The organism is Streptomyces sp. NPDC093089, from assembly GCF_044754405.1.
GTDB lineage: Bacteria > Actinomycetota > Actinomycetes > Streptomycetales > Streptomycetaceae > Streptomyces.
Window position 1 is genome coordinate 268,013 of the sequence record NZ_JBIVPA010000002.1, and the last position, 17,096, is coordinate 285,108.

The following is a 17,096-nucleotide window of genomic DNA, read 5'->3' on the forward strand; positions in this document are numbered from 1 at the left end:
GGGGTCAGCCGAGCGGGAGGGCGCCGAGCGGCAGGCCGCCGAGGAGGCCGCCGAGCGGGGTGGCGCCGAGGCCGCCGGCGGCGGCGTCGAGCGGGAGGTTCTGGGTGGCCTGGCCGGCGGCGGCGGGAAGGGTCTTCACGCCCTGGTCGACACCCTGGCCGAGGGCGCCCTGCCCGGCGCCGAGGGATTCGGCGGCGCCGTCGGGGAGCTCGGTGAGGCCGTCACCCAGCGGGACGGCGTTGGTCACCGTGCCCAGCGCGTCGGCGTCGAGCGGCAGGGACGGCGCTGCGGAGGCCGTGCCGGCGGCGGCGACGGCGAAAGCGGCACCGAGGGCGGCGACACCGAGCTTCTTGGCGGCAGACTGCTTCATCTGAAAATCTTCCTTGGGGAATCCGGGGGCTTCCGGGAAAGCCGGGCGGGGAAATCCTGGGAATGCAGAGCGACTCTGCAACCTAACCAGCGATCGACTCCTCCGCAAACACCGGAAAGCGGCCGGGTGTCGTGCCGCCCCGGCCGCTTCCTGCTCCCCGACGGGATGCCGCTCAGCCCTCAACGGCGGAAGATCCGCTGGTCGTGGCGGTCTGCTGGAACAGCCATTCGGACTTCAGCTCGGCATATCCGGGCTTGATGACCTCATTGATCATGGCCAGCCGTTCATCGAAAGGAATGAACGCTGATTTCATCGCATTGACCGTGAACCATTGCATGTCGTCGAGCGTGTAATCGAACGCCTCGTTCAGCAGCTCGAATTCGCGACTCATGGTCGTGCCGCTCATCAAGCGGTTGTCCGTGTTGACCGTGGCACGGAAATGAAGGGTGCGGAGCAGGCCGATGGGGTGCTCGGCGAACGAGGCGGCGGCGCCGGTCTGGAGGTTGGACGAGGGGCACATCTCCAGCGGGACGCGCTTGTCGCGGACGTAGGCGGCCAGGCGGCCGAGGCGGACCGAGCCGTCGTCGGCGACCTCGATGTCGTCGATGATCCGGACGCCGTGGCCGAGCCGGTCGGCGCCGCACCACTGGAGCGCCTGCCAGATGGAGGGCAGTCCGAAGGCCTCGCCGGCGTGGATGGTGAAGTGGTTGTTCTCCCGCTTGAGGTACTCGAAGGCGTCGAGGTGGCGGGTGGGCGGGTAGCCGGCCTCGGCGCCCGCGATGTCGAAGCCGACGACGCCGGAGTCGCGGTAGCGGTTGGCGAGTTCGGCGATCTCCAGGGCGCGGGCCGCGTGCCGCATGGCGGTGAGCAGGGCGCCGATCCGGATGCGGTACCCGTCGGCCCTGGCCTGCCGCTCGCCTTCCCTGAAGCCCTCGTTGACGGCCTCGACGACCTCTTCGAGGGTGAGGCCGCCCTCCAGGTGCTGCTCGGGGGCGTAGCGCACCTCCGCGTAGACGACGCCGTCCTCGGCGAGGTCGACGGCGCACTCGGCGGCGACGCGGACGAGGGCGGCCCTGGTCTGCATGACGGCGCAGGTGTGCGCGAAGGTCTCCAGGTACCGCTCCAGGGAGCCGGAGTCGGCGGCCTCGCGGAACCAGATGCCGAGCTTGTCGGGCTCCGTCTCGGGGAGCTGGTCGTAGCCCTGCTCCCGGGCGAGTTCGATGATCGTGCCGGGGCGCAGTCCGCCGTCGAGGTGGTCGTGGAGCAGCACCTTCGGGGCACGGCGGATCTGGTCCGCGGTGGGGACGTTGGGGGTCTGGCTCGTCATTTCCGCACTGTAGCCCCTACGCGCGTAGAGCGCGCGGTTTCCGACGCCCCGTCGCGCATACGACTTATCGGGCCGTCGAGACGACACCGCCTGGTCAGGACGCTCCGGTACCCGTGGGCGCGCGGTTACGTGGTGCTTTCGCGGCGGGAGCCGAAACCCGCCGGCACCAAGCAGGGACGTGCCATGCGAATCATCCGTGGACTGCTCGTGGCGGTCTCGGCGGGCGCCCTGACGATGGGCATGGTCGGTACCGCACAGGCCCTCGACGGCCGGCAGCTCACCGACAGCTGCCAGGGCACGTTCGGCGCCTGCACGCAGACGCTGAGCTTCGCCCCGGAGATCCTGGGCGACATCTCGCTCCTCGATTCGGCCAGTCCCCTCGGCGCGAACCCGCTCATCGGTCCGAACGGGCTCGTCGACACCACCGCGCCCACCGGCGCGACCGGCCAGACCGCGAGCACCGCCACGACGGGGACGACGGCCACCACCCGCTGACGGGACACCCCGTCTTCCGCTTCGAACACACCGAGCGGCGGCGGACGTTCGGCCCCACGGCGATACGTAACAGTGACCGCGTGTACGGGTGGTGTACACCTCGCCTTCTGAGACTGTTCCACCATGGCGCACTACGCACTCGTGGGGCCGCTCGAGACCCGGAGACCCCGGCTCGGGCGGCCTGTTGGAGGTTCCCGGACGTCGGCGGCGGTGGGCGGCGTGGTGCTGCTCCTGCCGGACGGTGAGCCGGTGTCGAGACGGCGCGCCTCCGCCCGGGCGCACGCGGCGATGCTGCCGCTCGGGCGGGGGCTGGTGCGGGCGGGCCGGGCGGAGGGGCTCGTGGCGCACGTGGTGCGCTACCGGGGGCGCGGCTGGAACGGCACCGACGCGGAGCTCGCGGCGGACGCGTCCTGGGCGGTCGCGGAGGCGGTACGGCGCTACGGGGACGTTCCGGTCGCGCTCGTCGGGCACGGCCTCGGGGGGCGCGCGGCGCTGCGCGCGGGCGGGCACGACGCGGTCGGCGCGGTCCTCGCGCTGGCCCCGTGGCTGCCGGAGGACGACGTGGCCGCGGAGCCCGAGCCGGTGCGGCAACTGGTGGGGCGCCGGGTGCTGGTCGTGCACGGCACGAACGACGCCAGGACGGACCCGGAGCTGTCGTTCCGTTTCGCCGAGCGGGCGAAGAAGGCCAACCGCGACACCTGCCGCTTCGAGGTCCACTCGGACGGGCACGCGCTGCGCCAGTACGCGGACGAGGTCCGCAACCTCGCCGCCGACTTCCTCCTCGGCACCCTCTTCACCCGGCCCTACGCCCGTCCGGTGACGGACGCGCTGGCGGCACCCCCGCCGCTGGGCCTGCGCATGCCCCTGGCGGCGGGCTTCGGCGGTGCACGCCGGCGGTGAGGCACCGGGAGGCGGGCCCACCCCGGCGGCGAGGCGCCGGGGGACGGTTCACTCGGCGGCGAGGCACCCGGGGACGGTTCGGGGACGGCTCACCCCGGCGGTGAGGCACCGGACGGTTCACGCCGGCGCCGAGGGTTCCTTCGGGAGGAGGTGGCCGCGGCGGCCGAGGAGGAACTTCTTGAAGGCGGCCACGGGGGCGGTGTCCGGGTGGCCGTCGAGCCAGGCGACGCCGATCTCGCGGACCGCGCGCGGGGCGGTGACGGTCAGTTCGACGACGCCGGGGCGGGGCACGGCGGGCGGGGGCAGCAGGGCGACGCCGAGGCCCGCGGCGACCAGGCCGCGGAGGGTCTCGGCCTCCTCGCCCTCGAAGGCGATCCGGGGCTTGAAGCCGGCCTCCGCACACAGGTCGTCGGTGATGCGGCGGAGCCCGTATCCAGGCTCCAGGGTCACGAACGTCTCGTCCGCGGCCTCGGCGAGGCGGACGCGGCGGCGGCCCGCGAGCCGGTGGTCGTCGGGGACGACGAGCCGGAGCCGCTGCTCGTCGAGGCGCCGGGCGACCAGGTCGGGGGCGTCCGGCACGGGGGACGTGAGGCAGAGGTCGAGGTCGCCGGCCCGGAGCCGTTCGATCATCGCCTCGCCGTAGTTCTGGACGAGGGTGAAGCGGATGCCGGGGTGGTCGACGCGGAAGGCTCGGATGAGGCCGGGGACGGTCTCGGATCCCATGGTGTGCAGGAAGCCGAAGGCGACCCGTCCGGCGGTGGGGTCGGCGTCGGCCCGTACGGTGTCGGCGGCCCGCTCCACCTCGGCGAGGGCGCGCTCGGCGGCGGTGAGGAAGCGGCGGCCGGCCGGGGTGAGCGAGACCGTGCGGCCGCGGCGGGCGAAGAGGGAGACGCCGAGGTCCTGTTCGAGCCGGACCATGGCCCGCGAGAGCGTCGACTGCGGCATGCCCATCTCGGCCGCCGCACGGGTCACGTGCTCGTGACGGGCGACGGCGGCGAAGGAGGCGAGCCGGGGTGCGAGAAGCAGTCCCATGTCTTCTTCGTTACTGTTCGGTGACAGGCGGGGCTGTGACCTGTACTCATGCGCCATGGGAACGATTACAGCAGTTCCGTGCATTGGACGCATGAAGCGGGGCGTCCTACGTTCGAGACATGCCTCCTGCCAGTACCAAGGCGGCCGCCACCAGCGCGTCCGCCGACTCCCGCCTCTCCCCCGGCGCCCCCGGCTACCGCCGGCTGAGCCTCGCGCTCTTCGCCGCGGGACTGGCCACCTTCGCCCTCCTCTACTCCACGCAGGCCCTCCTCCCGGCCATCTCGGCCGAGTTCGGCGCCACCGCCTCCGCCGCCTCCTGGACGGTCTCCGCGGCCACCGGCGCCCTCGCCCTGTGCGTGCTCCCCCTCAGCGCCCTCTCGGAGCGGTTCGGCCGACGGGCGATGATGACCGCCTCCCTGACGGTCGCGGTCGCCGTCGCGCTCCTCGTGCCGCTCGCCCCGAACCTGGAGTCCCTGATCGCGCTCCGCGCGCTCCAGGGCGCGGCGCTCGCCGGGCTCCCGGCCTCCGCGATGGCGTACCTGGCCGAAGAAGTGCGGCCGAAGGCGCTGGTCGCCGCGATCGGCCTGTTCGTGGCGGGCAACTCGATCGGCGGCATGAGCGGCCGCCTGGTGACCGGCTGGGTCGCCCAGCTGTGGGGCTGGCGGGCGGGCCTGGCCGCCGTCGGCCTGACCTCGCTGCTCTGCGCGCTGGTCTTCCGGGTGCTGCTCCCGAAGGCGCGGCACTTCACCCCGGGCACGCTGAACCCGAAGGCGCTGGCGAGCACCGTGCGCGGGCACCTGTCCGACCCGCTGCTCGTGCGCCTGTACGTGATCGGCGCGCTGTTCATGACGGTCTTCGGCGCGGTGTACACGGTGATCGGCTACCGGCTCGTCGAGGCCCCGTTCTCGCTGCCGCAGGGCGTGATCGGCTCGATCTTCCTGGTCTACCTGGTCGGCACGGTCTCCTCCGCCGCCGCCGGCAAGCTGGTCGGGCGGCTGGGCCGGCGCGGGGCGCTCTACCTGGCGGTCTCCACCACCGCCGCGGGTCTGCTGCTGTCGCTCGCCGACTCCCTGGCGGCGGTCCTGGCGGGCCTGGTCCTGATCACGGCCGGCTTCTTCGCGGGCCACGCGGTCGCCTCCTCCTCGGTGAGCCGTACGGCGAAGACGGGCCGCGCACAGGCCTCGGCGCTCTACCAGTCCGCGTACTACCTCGGCAGCAGCGCGGGCGGCACGCTCGGCGCCGTGGCCTTCCACGCGGGCGGCTGGGCTGGCACCGTCCTGATCGGTCTGGTCGCGGTCCTCGGCGTCGTCTCGGTGACGCTGTACGGCAGCCTCAGCGCCCGTACGCAGGCGCGGCGGCTCCAGCTCGCCGCGTCCTGACCCTCCCCCCGGGCCCCTGCAACTGACAGACTCTGCCGCGCGTCCTAACCCACAGGACTCAAGGGGGAGTTGACGATCATGAACCGGATCAAGGACCGGATAGGCAAGAGAGCGGGAATCACCGTCGGCCTCACGGCGCTCGTGGTGCCGATGACGATCGCGCTCGGTACGGCCCCGGCGCAGGCGGCGTCCTGCAACGTGACGACGGGGCCGTACCAGAAGCAGGTGGAGAAGTTCCTCGGGCGGACGGTCGACGGCCGCCAGTCGCTCGGCGACTGTCTGGCCATCCAGGCCTTCCAGCGCAAGCACGGCATCACCCCGACCATGGGGTACGCGGGCCCGCTCACCTGGCGCACGATGAACACGATGCTCCAGCAGAAGGCCGCCGGCACCAACCCCAACCGCTCGGGCGCCTGCCCGACGAACCGGGGCCGGATCGCCTGCGTCGACCTGACGCGCCAGCTGAGCTGGATCCAGGACGGGGCGCGGCTGAAGTACGGCCCGGTGCCGGTGCGCACCGGCCGGGACGGCGCCGAGACCCGTACCGGCTCCAAGAAGATCTACTGGCGGAACATCAACCACTGGTCGACGCTGTACAACGTCTCCATGCCGTACTCGCAGTTCTTCGACCGCGGTCAGGCCTTCCACTCGACCACCAAGTCCATGTGGAACCCGCCGGGTTCGGGCGGCTGCGTCAACATGCGGCCGGCCGACGCGAAGGCGTACTGGAACCTCCTCAGGAACGGCGACGACGTCTTCGTCTACGGCCGCAAGCCGGGAACCTGACCCCGGTTGTCAGTCCGCTGAGGTAGCTTCCCTCTCACCGGCCCGGACGGGGCCGGTGAGGGGTGAGTGGGGTGTGGACCCGATGAGCGATGCCGCGACCGCGACGACGGACGAACTCGACAAGTACCGCAGGGAGCTGACCGGTTACTGCTACCGGATGCTCGGATCCTCCTTCGAGGCGGAGGACGCGGTGCAGGACACGATGGTCCGGGCCTGGAAGGCCATCGACTCGTTCGAGGGCCGCTCCTCGCTGCGGTCCTGGCTGTACCGGATCGCGACCAACGTCTGCCTGGACGCGCTGAACGCGGGCAACAAGCGGGCGCGGCCGATGGACCTCACCTCGCCGACGCCGGTGGCGCAGGCGCAGCTCGTCAAGCAGCCGGAGATCACCTGGCTGGAGCCGGTCCCGGACGGGCGGGTGCTGCCCTCGGTCGCCGACCCGGCGGAGACCGCCGTGCACCGGGAGACCGTGCGGCTCGCGTTCGTGGCCGCGCTCCAGCACCTGCCGCCGAAGCAGCGCGCGGTGCTCATCCTCCGCGAGGTGCTCGCCTGGAAGGCGAGCGAGGTCGCCGAACTCCTCGACACCTCCGTCGCCTCGGTCAACAGCGCCCTCCAGCGGGCCCGCGCGACCCTGGCCGAGCAGGCGCCCGCCGCCTCCGACGCGGCGAACCCGCTGGACGAGGAGCAGAAGGCGCTCCTGGAGCGGTACGTCGCCGCCTTCGAGGGCTACGACATGAAGGCGCTCACCGCGCTCCTCCACGAGGACGCGACCATGTCCATGCCGCCGTACGACCTGTGGCTCCAGGGCCACGACGACATCGTCGGCTGGATGCTGGGCGTCGGCGAGGTCTGCTCCGGCTCCAAGCTGGTGCCGACCGTGGCCAACGGCTCCCCCGCCTTCGCCCAGTACCACCCGGACCCGGCGGGCGGCTTCGGCCCGTGGGCGCTCATCGTCCTGGAGCTCCGCGACGGCAAGGTCGCCGGCATGGACTTCTTCCTGGACACCGAGCGCTGGTTCCCCCTCTTCGACCTGCCGGCGCGGCTGGACGGCCAGACGGCGGACAGCTAGCCGCCAAGGGTCCCGTCGAGGCCCGTCAGGAGGAGCAGGGCCCGCAGCTCGGGTCCTGCTCCGTGGAAGCGGATGCGGTGACCCCGGCGGCCCGCGGCGAGCTTCAGGCGGGCGAGGGCGTCCACGGCGGCGAGGTCGGGGTGCGTGAGCGCGCCGACCTCGCAGACGACCTCACCGGGCGGGGCCGCGCCCAGCTCGGCGCAGAGGACGGCCACCTCGTCCCGGCCGGGACGGGCGGGCAGGGTCACGACGAGCGTTCGACTGGTGTCCATGCCCGTACGACCGTCCGGGCGCCCGGAACTCATCGCGGGAGTCCCGGGACACCCCCTAGGCTCTCGATCATGACTCACGGACGTGTCGAAATGGTGATCTTCGACTGTGACGGCGTTCTGGTGGACAGCGAGCGGATCTACTGCCGCGTGGACCGGGAGGTGTTCGCGTCGCTCGGGGCGGAGTTCACCGAGGCGGAGATCGCCGACTACTTCGTCGGCTCCTCGCACGAGATGCTCACGGCGATCGTGGAGGAGCGCCTGGGCCGCCCGCTCGAACCCGGCTGGCAGACCCCGTTCAAGCAGCGCTACGAGGACGCGCTGGACGCCGAGCTGACGGCCGTGGAGGGGGTCGCGGACGTCCTGGACGCCCTGGCCGTCCCGTACTGCCTGGCCTCCAACGGCAGCCACCGCGGCATCCGCAAGAACCTGGGCCGCACCGGACTGCTCGACCGCTTCGAGGGTCGCATGTTCAGCGCCCGCGACGTCGCCCACGGCAAGCCCGCCCCCGACCTCTTCCTGCACGCGGCGGCCACGATGGGCGTCCCCCCCGAGCGCTGCGCGGTCGTCGAGGACAGCCCGTACGGCGTCCAGGCCGCCCGCGCGGCCGGGATGCGGGCCTTCGGCTACTGCGGCGGCCTGACCCGCGCGGACCGCCTGATGGGCCCGCGCACGGTCGTCTTCGACGACATGCGCGAGCTGCCGGGGCTGCTGCGGGAGCCGGTGTAGCCGACCTGCCGGCCCCCGTCGCGCGGCGGTGTCAGGCGATGCGGTCGAGGACGATCGGGTTCGCCGTGAAGGAGGTGCCGGGGGCCGCGATGTCCCAGGCGCCCTCCAGGGAGCCCAGGGCGTAGTCGAACTTCTCCGGCGTGTCCGTGTGGAGGGTGAGCAGCGGCTGGCCCGCGGTCACCGTGTCGCCCGGCTTGGCGTGCAGCTCGACGCCGGCGCCCGCCTGCACCGGGTCCTCCTTGCGGGCGCGGCCGGCACCGAGGCGCCAGGCGGCGATGCCGATGTCGTAGGCGTCCAGGCGGGTGAGGACGCCGGTCGACGGGGCGGTGACGACGTGCTGCTCGCGGGCGACCGGGAGGGTGGCGTCCGGGTCGCCGCCCTGGGCGGAGATCATCCGGCGCCAGACGTCCATCGCGGAGCCGTCGGCGAGGGCCTTGGCGGGGTCGGCGTCCTTGATGCCGGCCGCGTCGAGCATCTCGCGGGCGAGCGCGATCGTCAGCTCGACGACGTCGGAGGGGCCGCCGCCGGCGAGGACCTCGACGGACTCGCGGACCTCCAGGGCGTTGCCCGCGGTGAGGCCGAGCGGGGTGGACATGTCGGTGAGGAGGGCGACCGTCTTCACGCCGCTGTCGGTGCCGAGCGCGACCATGGTGGAGGCGAGCTCGCGGGCGTCCTCGATGTTCTTCATGAACGCGCCGGTGCCGACCTTGACGTCCAGGACGAGCGAGCCGGTGCCCTCGGCGATCTTCTTGGACATGATCGAGGAGGCGATCAGCGGGATGGCCTCGACGGTGCCGGTGACGTCGCGGAGCGCGTACAGCTTCTTGTCGGCGGGGGCGAGGCCGTCGCCGGCGGCGCAGATGACCGCGCCGGTGGTGTCGAGGACGTGCAGCATCTCCTCGTTGGAGAGCAGGGCGCGCCAGCCGGGGATGGACTCCAGCTTGTCGAGGGTGCCGCCGGTGTGGCCGAGGCCGCGGCCGGAGAGCTGCGGCACGGCCGCGCCGCAGGCGGCGACGAGCGGGGCGAGCGGGAGGGTGATCTTGTCGCCGACGCCGCCGGTGGAGTGCTTGTCGGCGGTCGGGCGGGAGAGCGCGTCGAAGTTCATGCGCTCGCCGCTGGCGATCATCGCGGCGGTCCAGCGGGCGATCTCCGTGCGGTTCATCCCGTTGAGCAGGATGGCCATGGCCAGGGCGGACATCTGCTCGTCGGCGACCACGCCGCGGGTGTAGGCGTCGATGACCCAGTCGATCTGCTCCGGGCTCAGCTCGCCCTTGTCCCGCTTGGTGCGGATGACGGAGATGACGTCCATGGTGGTGCCTCTTTCTACGCGCATAGAGGGGAAAGGGGGGAGCGACCCTTCCCATCGTGCCGGAAGGGTCGCTCCGAAGTGCTACTTGGCGAGGTGGTCCGGGCCGAAGGCCTGCGGGAGCATCTCGTCGAGGGTCAGGAAACCCTGCGGCGTCTCCAGGACGAGCTCGGGTCCGCCGAACTCGTACAGGAGCTGGCGGCAGCGGCCGCACGGGACCAGGGACTCGCCCCGGCCGTCCACGCAGACGAAGTGGGTCAGCCGGCCGCCGCCGGTCGCCTGGAGCTGGGAGACGAGCCCGCACTCGGCGCAGAGGCCGAGTCCGAAGGAGGCGTTCTCCACGTTGCAGCCGGAGATCACCCGCCCGTCCTCCGTGAGGGCCGCCGCGCCGACCGGGTAGCCCGAGTACGGGGCGTACGCGTGGGACATCGCCTCGCGGGCGGTCTCCCGGAGCAGGTCCCAGTCGGGCGCCGTCGTCACTTGCCCTGGCCCTTCCGGTACGGCAGGCCGTCCGCCTTGGGCATCCGCAGGCGCTGCGCCGAGAGGGCGAGCACGAGCAGGGTGGTGACGTACGGGGCGGCGTCGACGAACTGGCTCGGGACCTCGTCGGTGAGGACGTACCAGAGGAAGAAGCCGACGGCGAAGATCGCGCCGATCGCCGCCACGACCCACTTCTTGCGGTACATCTGCCACAGCGCGGCGATCACCAGGAGCAGCGCGACGAGCAGCAGCAGCGCGTGGACGTTCTCGGCGCCGCCGCGCAGCTTGAGGCTGTCGGTGAAGCCGAAGAGGCCGGCGCCCATCGCCATGCCGCCGGGCATCCAGTTGCCGAAGATCATCGCGGCGAGACCGATGTAGCCGCGGCCGCCGGTCTGGCCCTCCTGGTAGATGCCGGTGGAGACGATCGCCAGGAAGGCGCCGCCGAGGCCGGCCAGGCCGCCGGAGACGACGACGGCGATGTACTTGTACTTGTAGACGTTGACGCCCAGGGACTCGGCCGCGACCGGGTTCTCGCCGCAGGAGCGCAGGCGCAGGCCGAAGGCCGTGCGCCACAGGATCCACCAGGTGGCCGGGATCAGCAGGATGGCGACGACGGTCAGCAGCGACAGGTTGGTGACCAGGCCGCCGAGGATGCCGGCGACGTCCGAGATCAGGAACCAGTGCTTCTGCTGGAGGTCGGCCAGCCAGTCCGAGAGCCCCGGGATGGTGATGTCGGTGATCTGGTCGATGCGCGGGGACTGCTTGGAGGAGCCGCCCTCGGCCTCGGCGAACGTGAAGTTCGACAGGTACTGGGTGAAGCCCGCCGCGAGGATGTTGATCGCCACACCGGAGACGATGTGGTTCACGTTGAACGTGACGGTGATGATCGCGTGCAGGAGGCCGCCGAGCGCGCCGCCGAGGATGCCGACGACGACGCCGGTCCAGGGGCCCCACTGGTAGCCCGCCCAGGCGCCGAACCAGGTGCCGAGGATCATCATGCCCTCGAGGCCGATGTTGACGACGCCCGCGCGCTCGGCCCACAGGCCGCCGAGGCCGGCCATGCCGATCGGGACGGCGAGCTGGAGCGCTCCGGAGACCTGGCCCACGGAGGTGAGGTCGTTGGCCCCGGAGACGGACCGGACCAGCGAGAAGAGCACGATGCCCGCGGCGACGATCAGCAGGATCCAGGGCCAGGTGAGCTTGCGGCGTCCGGTGCCCCTGGGCGCGGCGCCCGGCTTGGAGACGGTGGTGGTGCTCATGCCGCGACCTCCTTGTCGGTCTTGATGGCACCGCCGGCGGCGAGTTCCTCGCCGACCTTCTGCTGCTGGCGGCGGATGCCGTAACGGCGGACGAGCTCGTACGAGACGACGACGGCGATCACGATGATGCCCTGCATGATCACGGTGATCTCCTTCGGGTAACCGAAGGTGTCAAGCGTCGAGGACGCCTTGTCGAGGAACGCGAAGAGGAGCGCGGCGAACAGGATGCCGACCGGGTGGTTGCGGCCGAGCAGGGCGATGGTGATGGCGGTGAAGCCGACACCGGTCGGGAAGTCGAGGCTGTACGTGTGGGACTCGCCCAGCAGCGTCGGCATGCCGGAGAGGCCGGCCAGCGCGCCCGAGAGCAGCATCGAGGTGAGGATCATCTTCTTGGCGTCGACGCCGCTGGCCTGCGCGGCGGACTCGCTGGCGCCGGTGGCGCGCAGGTCGAAGCCGAAGCGGGTGCGGTTGAGGACGAACCAGTAGACGACGCCGAGGGCGAGCGCCACGAAGGTGAAGCCGTAGATGACGCCGTTGCCCTCGCCCATGTCGATGCCGGGGAACCAGCCGGACTCGGCGATCTCGCCGGTGGTGAGGTTGTTGGAGCCCTCGGGCTGGACGCCGAAGTTCTTCGGCAGGATCAGCCAGGCCACCAGCGAGGTCGCGATGGCGTTCAGCATGATCGTCGAGACGACCTCGGAGACGCCCCGGGCGGTCTTCAGGATGCCGGCGATGCCGGCCCAGAAGGCACCGGTCAGCATCGCGACGAGCACGATGAGCAGGATGTGCAGCGGACCGGGCAGCTCGACGGAGGCGCCGATGAGGGCCGAGACCATCGCGGCGAGCCGGTACTGGCCGTCGACACCGATGTTGAACAGGTTCATCCGGAAACCGATGGCCACGGCCAGGGCTGCCAGGTAGTAGATGCCGGTCTGGTTGACGATCAGGACCTGGATGTCCGAGTAGCCGGCGTTCTCGATCATCAGCCGGATCGGCTCGATGGGGTCGAGGCCCGTCGCGAGCAGCACCAGGACGGTGAGCACGAACGAGGTGACCAGGGCGAGCACCGGGCCGGCGGCGCCGATGATCAGCTTGTCCTTGTCGAATTTCATCATCGGGCGTCACCGTCTTCGGACTGCGCTTCGGTGCCCTCCAGGCGGCCGGTGGCCGCGCCGGTCATGGCGGAGCCCAGCTCCTCGGGCGTGATGGTGGCGGGGTCGGCGTCCGCGACGAGCTTGCCGCGGTACATCACCCGGAGGGTGTCGGAGAGGCCGATCAGCTCGTCGAGGTCGGCGGAGATCAGCAGCACCGCCAGGCCCTCGCGGCGGGCGTCGCGGATCGCGTCCCAGATCTGCGCCTGGGCGCCGACGTCCACGCCGCGGGTGGGGTGGGCGGCGATCAGGAACTTGGGCGCGTGGCTCATCTCGCGGCCGACGATCAGCTTCTGCTGGTTGCCGCCGGAGAGGGAGGACGCGGTGACGTCGATGCCCGGGGTGCGGACGTCGTACTCGCGCACGATCCGCTCGGTGTCCTTGCGGGCCGCCTTCGGGTCGAGGACGCCGCGCTTGGAGTTGGGGGCCTCGGTGACGTGGCCGAGGATGCGGTTCTCCCAGAGGGGGGCCTCCAGGAGCAGGCCGTGGCGGTGGCGGTCCTCGGGGATGTAGCCGATGCCGCCCTCGCGGCGCTTGCGCACCGAGATCCCGGAGATGTCCTGGCCGTCGAGGGTGATGACACCCGCGTCGGGGCTGTTCATGCCCATCAGGGCCTCGATGAGCTCGGTCTGGCCGTTGCCCTCGACGCCGGCGATGCCCAGGATCTCGCCCTTGTGGATGGTCAGGGAGATGTCGTCGAGGAGCTTGCGGCCCTCGCCGACCTCCTGGAGCCCGACCGCGCCGGACGGGTCCGGCGGGGCCGCGCTGGTGAGCGGGGCGGCGGACGCGGCGCCGGCCTCGGTGAGCATCAGGCCCTCGACCTTGAGCATCGGCACGTCGGTGACGGTCGACTCGCGGGTCTCCGGGGAGGGCAGCTCGGTGCCGACCATCAGCTCGGCGAGCTGCTTGGTCGTGGCGGTCTTCGGGTCGGCGGTGCCGACCGTGGTGCCCCGGCGGATGACGGTGATGTCGTCGGCGACCTTCAGGACCTCGCCCAGCTTGTGCGAGATGAAGATGACGGTCAGGCCCTCGGACTTGAGCTCGCGCAGGTTGTCGAAGAGCGCGTCGACCTCCTGCGGGACGAGCACGGCGGTCGGCTCGTCGAGGATGAGGATCTTGGCACCGCGGTAGAGGACCTTGAGGATCTCCACGCGCTGGCGGTCGGCCACGCCGAGGTCCTCGACGAGGGCGTCGGGGCGGACTCCGAGGCCGTACGCGTCGGAGATCTCCTGGATCTTCTTCCGCGCCTTGGCGCCGATGCCGTAGAGCTTCTCGCCGCCGAGGACGACGTTCTCCAGGACGGTGAGGTTGTCGGCGAGCATGAAGTGCTGGTGCACCATGCCGATGCCGCGCGCGATGGCGTCACCGGGGCTGGAGAAGGTCACCTGCTCGCCGTCGACGGCGATGGTGCCCTCGTCCGGCTTCTGCATGCCGTAGAGGATCTTCATGAGGGTCGACTTGCCGGCGCCGTTCTCGCCGATGAGGGCGTGCACGGTGCCCTTGCGGACCGTGATGGCGATGTCCTTGTTGGCGACGACGCCGGGGAACCGCTTGGTGATGCCGTGAAGTTCTACGGCAGGGGGGCTGGACGCGTTGATGACGCACTCTCCTTGGCCGGAAGGAGTGGGAGCGGGAGGGCAGGGCGGGGCGAAGTTATCGTGCCAGGGAGACATCTACACGCGTAGCGCTGCCGAAAAATGAAAACCCGTACGGGAATGGGGCCGGGGCCCGGGTCCGGTGGGGGTGCCACCGGACGCCGGGCCCGGGCTCAGGTCGTGACCTGGGTGTCCTTACGGAGCGGTCTTGACCGTGATCTTGCCGTCGATGATGTCCTGCTTCGCCTTCGCCACGGCGGCGGTGACGTCGGTCATCTTGACGTATGCCGGGTTGGAGTCGGCCAGGCCGACGCCGTCCGTGGCGAGGCCGTAGCGGATCTCGCCGGACTGCGGCTTGCCGTCCTTGACCGACTTGATCACGTTGAAGACCGAGTCGGAGACGTCCTTGGTGACCGAGGTCAGGATGTGGTCCTTGTAGGAGGCCAGACCCGCCTGGTTGTACTGGTCGGAGTCGACGCCGATGGCCCACTTGCCCGCGGTCGCGGCGGCCTCGATCGAGCCGGAGCCGGCCAGACCGGCGGCGGCGTAGATCACGTCGGCGCCCTTGTCGAGCTGGCCCTGCGCGGCGGCCTTGCCGAGGTCGGGCTTCGAGAAGCCGTCGAAGTTCGGCGGCTGGGTCAGGTACTGGACGAGCACCTTCGCCTTGGGGTTGGTGTCCTTGACGCCCTGCGCGAAGCCCGCCTCGAACTTCTTGATCAGCGGGACCTCGACGCCGCCGATGAAGCCGACCGTGCCGGTCTTCGACGCCTTGGCGGCGGCGACGCCGGCCAGGTAGGAGCCCTGCTCCTCGTTGAAGACCAGGTTGGCGATGTTCGGAGCGGTCACCGACGTGTCGTCGATGAGGCCGAAGGTGGTCTTCGGGTAGGCCTTGGAGACCTTCTCGATGGCCGGGGCGTAGGCGAAGCCGACACCGATGACCGGGTTGTTGCCGGCGCGGGCCAGCGCGGTGAGGCGCGCGACCTTGTCGGCGTCGCCCTCACCGGACGACGGCTCGGCCTCGGCACCCTTGATGCCGAGCTCGTCCTCGGCCTTCTTCAGACCGGCGTAGGCGGCGTCGTTGAACGACTGGTCGCCACGGCCGCCGATGTCGTACGCGATGGCGGCCTTGCCGCCCTTCGCGTCCGGGCTGGTGCTGGAGCTGCTGCCCGAGTCGGTCGACGACTTGCCACACGCGGTGACGGACAGGGCGAGCGCCGCGGAGGCGATGCCCACGGTCGTGATCCTGGTGATCCGGCGCAAGAGGAGGGTCCCTTCAAGACTGACCGAAAGCGCCTCTTCCGGCGCTGGTTTCGCGGCGATCGTAACGCGCGTAGATGTCAGTTAAAGACCCGTTCATGAGTCGTTATCGGATCGTCGCGAACCGGCCAGCCGAGGCGACCGGGGGCGTTCGGCCCGGTACCGCCGGTTATACAGCCCGGTGAACGCGTTGGGGAGACCCCGCGGGGCCGACACGCCGGGTACTGGGCCGGACGGCCGAGTGTGCCGTCCGGCCGGATTTCAACGCCTCCGGCGTGGCGTTGATCACCGCGCGGACGTGGTGATGATCACCGTCGGTACGCGGCTCCGCGCACCGGCCGACGGGCTCCGGCGCGGCTCCGGGCACGGCTCCGGAGGGGCCGCGACCGGGTCGCCGGTCAGGCCTCCGCGGCGCCGTCGAGGAGGGCCGCGGCGGTGAAGAGCTCCACGCCGGCGTCGATGCACCGCTCGTCGACGTCGAAGTCGCCGGCGTGCAGGTCGCGGACCCGGCTGTCGCCGGGGGTGCGGACGCCGAGGCGGGCCATGGCGCCGGGGACGTGCTCCAGGTACCAGGAGAAGTCCTCGCCGCCGAGGCTCTGCTCGGTGTCCTCGATCGCGTGCGGTCCGCGGCGGGCGGTCATGGCGTCGTGGAGCAGCTCGGTGACGGCCGCGTCGTTGACCACCGGGGGGACGCCCCGCACGTAGGTGACGGTCGACTTGGCCCGGTACAGGGTCGCGACCTCGTCGATCGCCGCGTGCACCAGGTCGGGCGCCTCGCGCCAGGTCGGCAGGTCGAGGCAGCGGACGGTGCCGGAGAGCTCGGCGTGCTGCGGGATGACGTTGGGGGCGTGACCGGCCTCGATGCGGCCCCAGGTGACCGAGAGCCCGGAGCGGGCGTCGACGCGGCGGGCCAGGACGGCGGGCACGTCGGTGGCGACCCGGGCGGCGGCGGTGACGAGGTCGGTCGTGAGGTGCGGGCGGGCGGTGTGGCCGCCGGGGCCGTCGAGGGTGACTTCGAGGCGATCGCAGGCGGAGGTGATGGGGCCCACCCGGAGCCCGATCTTCCCGGCGTCGACCCGGGGGTCGCAGTGGACGGCGATGATCCGGCCGACGCCGTCCAGGACGCCCGCCTCGACGGCGTCGGCGGCGCCGCCGGGGAGGACCTCCTCGGCGGGCTGGAAGATCAGCCGGACGGCGTGGGGCAGGAGGCCCTGCCGGTCGAGCTCGGCGAGGACCAGGCCGGCGCCGAGGACGGTGGTGGTGTGGACGTCGTGTCCGCAGGCGTGGGCGCGGTTGGCCACGGTGGAGCGGTAGGCGACGGTCTTGACGTCGGGGATGGGCAGCGCGTCGAGGTCGGCGCGGATCGCCAGCACGGGCCGGCCGGGGCGCCGGGTGCCGATGTCGCAGACGAGCCCCGTGCCGGCCGGGAGGACCTTCGGCGCGAGACCGGCCGCCTCCAGGCGGGCCTTGAGCGCGGCGGTCGTACGGAACTCCTGGTTTCCGAGCTCGGGGTGCATGTGCAAGTCCCTGCGGAAGTCGATCAGTTCGGCTCGCAGGGCTTCGGACAGCGTTCCGGGCAGGGTGGCGGAGCCTGGCTCACGGGACTTCAACTGGTTCACCCTTTGAAGGGTAGGCCCGCGAGGAGGTCAACTGCCCGTTGATCACGAAAAGTTCAGCCCGTTAGGGGAAAGA

At 71.6% G+C, this 17,096-nt stretch carries 17 protein-coding genes; 6 read left to right on the top strand and 11 right to left on the bottom strand.

Features of this window, described 5'->3' with window-relative positions; all coding sequences use genetic code 11:
- Positions 1-4: 4 nt before the first annotated feature.
- A complete protein-coding gene (locus ACIQFX_RS04805; protein WP_402458966.1) occupies positions 5-370 on the bottom strand; it encodes a hypothetical protein in 366 nt (121 codons plus the stop codon).
- A 172-nt stretch (positions 371-542) separates the two neighbouring features.
- Positions 543-1,697, bottom strand: coding sequence for an adenosine deaminase (locus ACIQFX_RS04810; protein ID WP_402458968.1), 1,155 nt, complete (start codon positions 1,695-1,697; stop codon positions 543-545).
- A 183-nt stretch (positions 1,698-1,880) separates the two neighbouring features.
- Between ACIQFX_RS04810 and ACIQFX_RS04815 the strand changes: the two genes are divergently transcribed.
- Entirely contained in the window at positions 1,881-2,192 is a 312-nt protein-coding gene (locus tag ACIQFX_RS04815; protein ID WP_402458970.1) for a hypothetical protein, read from the top strand.
- A gap of 123 nt (positions 2,193-2,315) precedes the next feature.
- Positions 2,316-3,092 carry an alpha/beta hydrolase gene (locus ACIQFX_RS04820; RefSeq protein ID WP_402458971.1) on the top strand — a complete coding sequence of 259 codons (777 nt, stop codon included), beginning with the start codon at positions 2,316-2,318 and terminating at the stop codon, positions 3,090-3,092.
- Positions 3,093-3,209: 117 nt separating this feature from the next.
- On the opposite strand, the gene ACIQFX_RS04825 is transcribed toward ACIQFX_RS04820, so the two are convergent.
- A complete protein-coding gene (locus tag ACIQFX_RS04825) occupies positions 3,210-4,181 on the bottom strand; it encodes a LysR family transcriptional regulator (RefSeq protein ID WP_402458973.1) in 972 nt (323 codons plus the stop codon).
- 62 nt (positions 4,182-4,243) lie between these two features.
- Here ACIQFX_RS04825 and ACIQFX_RS04830 point away from each other — a divergent pair, with 62 nt between their 5' ends.
- The 3 genes from ACIQFX_RS04830 to ACIQFX_RS04840 all read left to right on the top strand — a co-directional run bounded on the left by ACIQFX_RS04830 (position 4,244) and on the right by ACIQFX_RS04840 (position 7,358).
- A complete protein-coding gene (locus tag ACIQFX_RS04830; protein WP_402458975.1) occupies positions 4,244-5,503 on the top strand; it encodes an MFS transporter in 1,260 nt (419 codons plus the stop codon).
- A gap of 150 nt (positions 5,504-5,653) precedes the next feature.
- The gene (locus tag ACIQFX_RS04835; RefSeq protein WP_402459572.1) at positions 5,654-6,289 is read left to right on the top strand and encodes a L,D-transpeptidase family protein; all 636 of its coding nucleotides are present in this window, start codon (positions 5,654-5,656) and stop codon (positions 6,287-6,289) included.
- 82 nt (positions 6,290-6,371) lie between these two features.
- Positions 6,372-7,358, top strand: coding sequence for a sigma-70 family RNA polymerase sigma factor (locus ACIQFX_RS04840; RefSeq protein ID WP_402458977.1), 987 nt, complete (start codon positions 6,372-6,374; stop codon positions 7,356-7,358).
- On the opposite strand, the gene ACIQFX_RS04845 is transcribed toward ACIQFX_RS04840, so the two are convergent.
- Complete coding sequence (locus ACIQFX_RS04845) at positions 7,355-7,630, bottom strand: STAS domain-containing protein (RefSeq protein ID WP_402458979.1); 276 nt, start codon at positions 7,628-7,630, stop codon at positions 7,355-7,357. The two genes, ACIQFX_RS04840 and ACIQFX_RS04845, sit on opposite strands and share 4 nt — an antisense overlap.
- 69 nt (positions 7,631-7,699) lie before the next feature.
- Between ACIQFX_RS04845 and ACIQFX_RS04850 the strand changes: the two genes are divergently transcribed.
- The gene (locus ACIQFX_RS04850) at positions 7,700-8,356 is read left to right on the top strand and encodes an HAD family hydrolase (RefSeq protein WP_402458981.1); all 657 of its coding nucleotides are present in this window, start codon (positions 7,700-7,702) and stop codon (positions 8,354-8,356) included.
- A 31-nt stretch (positions 8,357-8,387) separates the two neighbouring features.
- Here ACIQFX_RS04850 and ACIQFX_RS04855 read toward each other — a convergent pair whose 3' ends face one another.
- The 7 genes from ACIQFX_RS04855 to ACIQFX_RS04885 form a co-directional block, all read right to left on the bottom strand.
- A complete protein-coding gene (locus tag ACIQFX_RS04855) occupies positions 8,388-9,665 on the bottom strand; it encodes a thymidine phosphorylase (RefSeq protein ID WP_402458982.1) in 1,278 nt (425 codons plus the stop codon).
- An 81-nt stretch (positions 9,666-9,746) separates the two neighbouring features.
- Complete coding sequence (locus ACIQFX_RS04860) at positions 9,747-10,142, bottom strand: cytidine deaminase (RefSeq protein ID WP_402458984.1); 396 nt, start codon at positions 10,140-10,142, stop codon at positions 9,747-9,749.
- Positions 10,139-11,401 carry an ABC transporter permease gene (locus ACIQFX_RS04865; RefSeq protein ID WP_402458986.1) on the bottom strand — a complete coding sequence of 421 codons (1,263 nt, stop codon included), beginning with the start codon at positions 11,399-11,401 and terminating at the stop codon, positions 10,139-10,141. Before ACIQFX_RS04865 ends, ACIQFX_RS04860 begins: the two co-directional genes overlap by 4 nt.
- The gene (locus ACIQFX_RS04870) at positions 11,398-12,516 is read right to left on the bottom strand and encodes an ABC transporter permease (RefSeq protein ID WP_402458987.1); all 1,119 of its coding nucleotides are present in this window, start codon (positions 12,514-12,516) and stop codon (positions 11,398-11,400) included. The genes ACIQFX_RS04865 and ACIQFX_RS04870 overlap by 4 nt, the downstream gene beginning before the upstream one ends.
- A complete protein-coding gene (locus ACIQFX_RS04875) occupies positions 12,513-14,225 on the bottom strand; it encodes an ABC transporter ATP-binding protein (RefSeq protein ID WP_402458988.1) in 1,713 nt (570 codons plus the stop codon). Before ACIQFX_RS04875 ends, ACIQFX_RS04870 begins: the two co-directional genes overlap by 4 nt.
- Positions 14,226-14,342: 117 nt before the next feature.
- On the bottom strand, positions 14,343-15,407 hold the full coding sequence (locus tag ACIQFX_RS04880) for a BMP family protein (protein WP_402458990.1): 1,065 nt from the start codon (positions 15,405-15,407) through the stop codon (positions 14,343-14,345).
- 395 nt (positions 15,408-15,802) lie between these two features.
- A complete protein-coding gene (locus ACIQFX_RS04885) occupies positions 15,803-17,023 on the bottom strand; it encodes an amidohydrolase (RefSeq protein ID WP_402458992.1) in 1,221 nt (406 codons plus the stop codon).
- Positions 17,024-17,096: the final 73 nt, after the last annotated feature.

What these genes read in the sequence shown, in the direction of transcription:
- ACIQFX_RS04825 (WP_402458973.1), bottom strand. Translation starts at nt 4,181, where the DNA reads ATGGCGCATGAGTACAGGTCACAGCCCCGCCTGTCACCGAACAGTAAC.
- ACIQFX_RS04845 (WP_402458979.1), bottom strand. Translation starts at nt 7,630, where the DNA reads ATGGACACCAGTCGAACGCTCGTCGTGACCCTGCCCGCCCGTCCCGGC.
- ACIQFX_RS04820 (WP_402458971.1), top strand. Translation starts at nt 2,316, where the DNA reads ATGGCGCACTACGCACTCGTGGGGCCGCTCGAGACCCGGAGACCCCGG.
- ACIQFX_RS04850 (WP_402458981.1), top strand. Translation starts at nt 7,700, where the DNA reads ATGACTCACGGACGTGTCGAAATGGTGATCTTCGACTGTGACGGCGTT.
- ACIQFX_RS04870 (WP_402458987.1), bottom strand. Translation starts at nt 12,516, where the DNA reads ATGATGAAATTCGACAAGGACAAGCTGATCATCGGCGCCGCCGGCCCG.
- ACIQFX_RS04815 (WP_402458970.1), top strand. Translation starts at nt 1,881, where the DNA reads ATGCGAATCATCCGTGGACTGCTCGTGGCGGTCTCGGCGGGCGCCCTG.
- ACIQFX_RS04810 (WP_402458968.1), bottom strand. Translation starts at nt 1,697, where the DNA reads ATGACGAGCCAGACCCCCAACGTCCCCACCGCGGACCAGATCCGCCGT.
- ACIQFX_RS04840 (WP_402458977.1), top strand. Translation starts at nt 6,372, where the DNA reads ATGAGCGATGCCGCGACCGCGACGACGGACGAACTCGACAAGTACCGC.
- ACIQFX_RS04835 (WP_402459572.1), top strand. Translation starts at nt 5,654, where the DNA reads ATGACGATCGCGCTCGGTACGGCCCCGGCGCAGGCGGCGTCCTGCAAC.
- ACIQFX_RS04805 (WP_402458966.1), bottom strand. Translation starts at nt 370, where the DNA reads ATGAAGCAGTCTGCCGCCAAGAAGCTCGGTGTCGCCGCCCTCGGTGCC.
- ACIQFX_RS04875 (WP_402458988.1), bottom strand. Translation starts at nt 14,225, where the DNA reads ATGTCTCCCTGGCACGATAACTTCGCCCCGCCCTGCCCTCCCGCTCCC.
- ACIQFX_RS04865 (WP_402458986.1), bottom strand. Translation starts at nt 11,401, where the DNA reads ATGAGCACCACCACCGTCTCCAAGCCGGGCGCCGCGCCCAGGGGCACC.
- ACIQFX_RS04830 (WP_402458975.1), top strand. Translation starts at nt 4,244, where the DNA reads ATGCCTCCTGCCAGTACCAAGGCGGCCGCCACCAGCGCGTCCGCCGAC.
- ACIQFX_RS04855 (WP_402458982.1), bottom strand. Translation starts at nt 9,665, where the DNA reads ATGGACGTCATCTCCGTCATCCGCACCAAGCGGGACAAGGGCGAGCTG.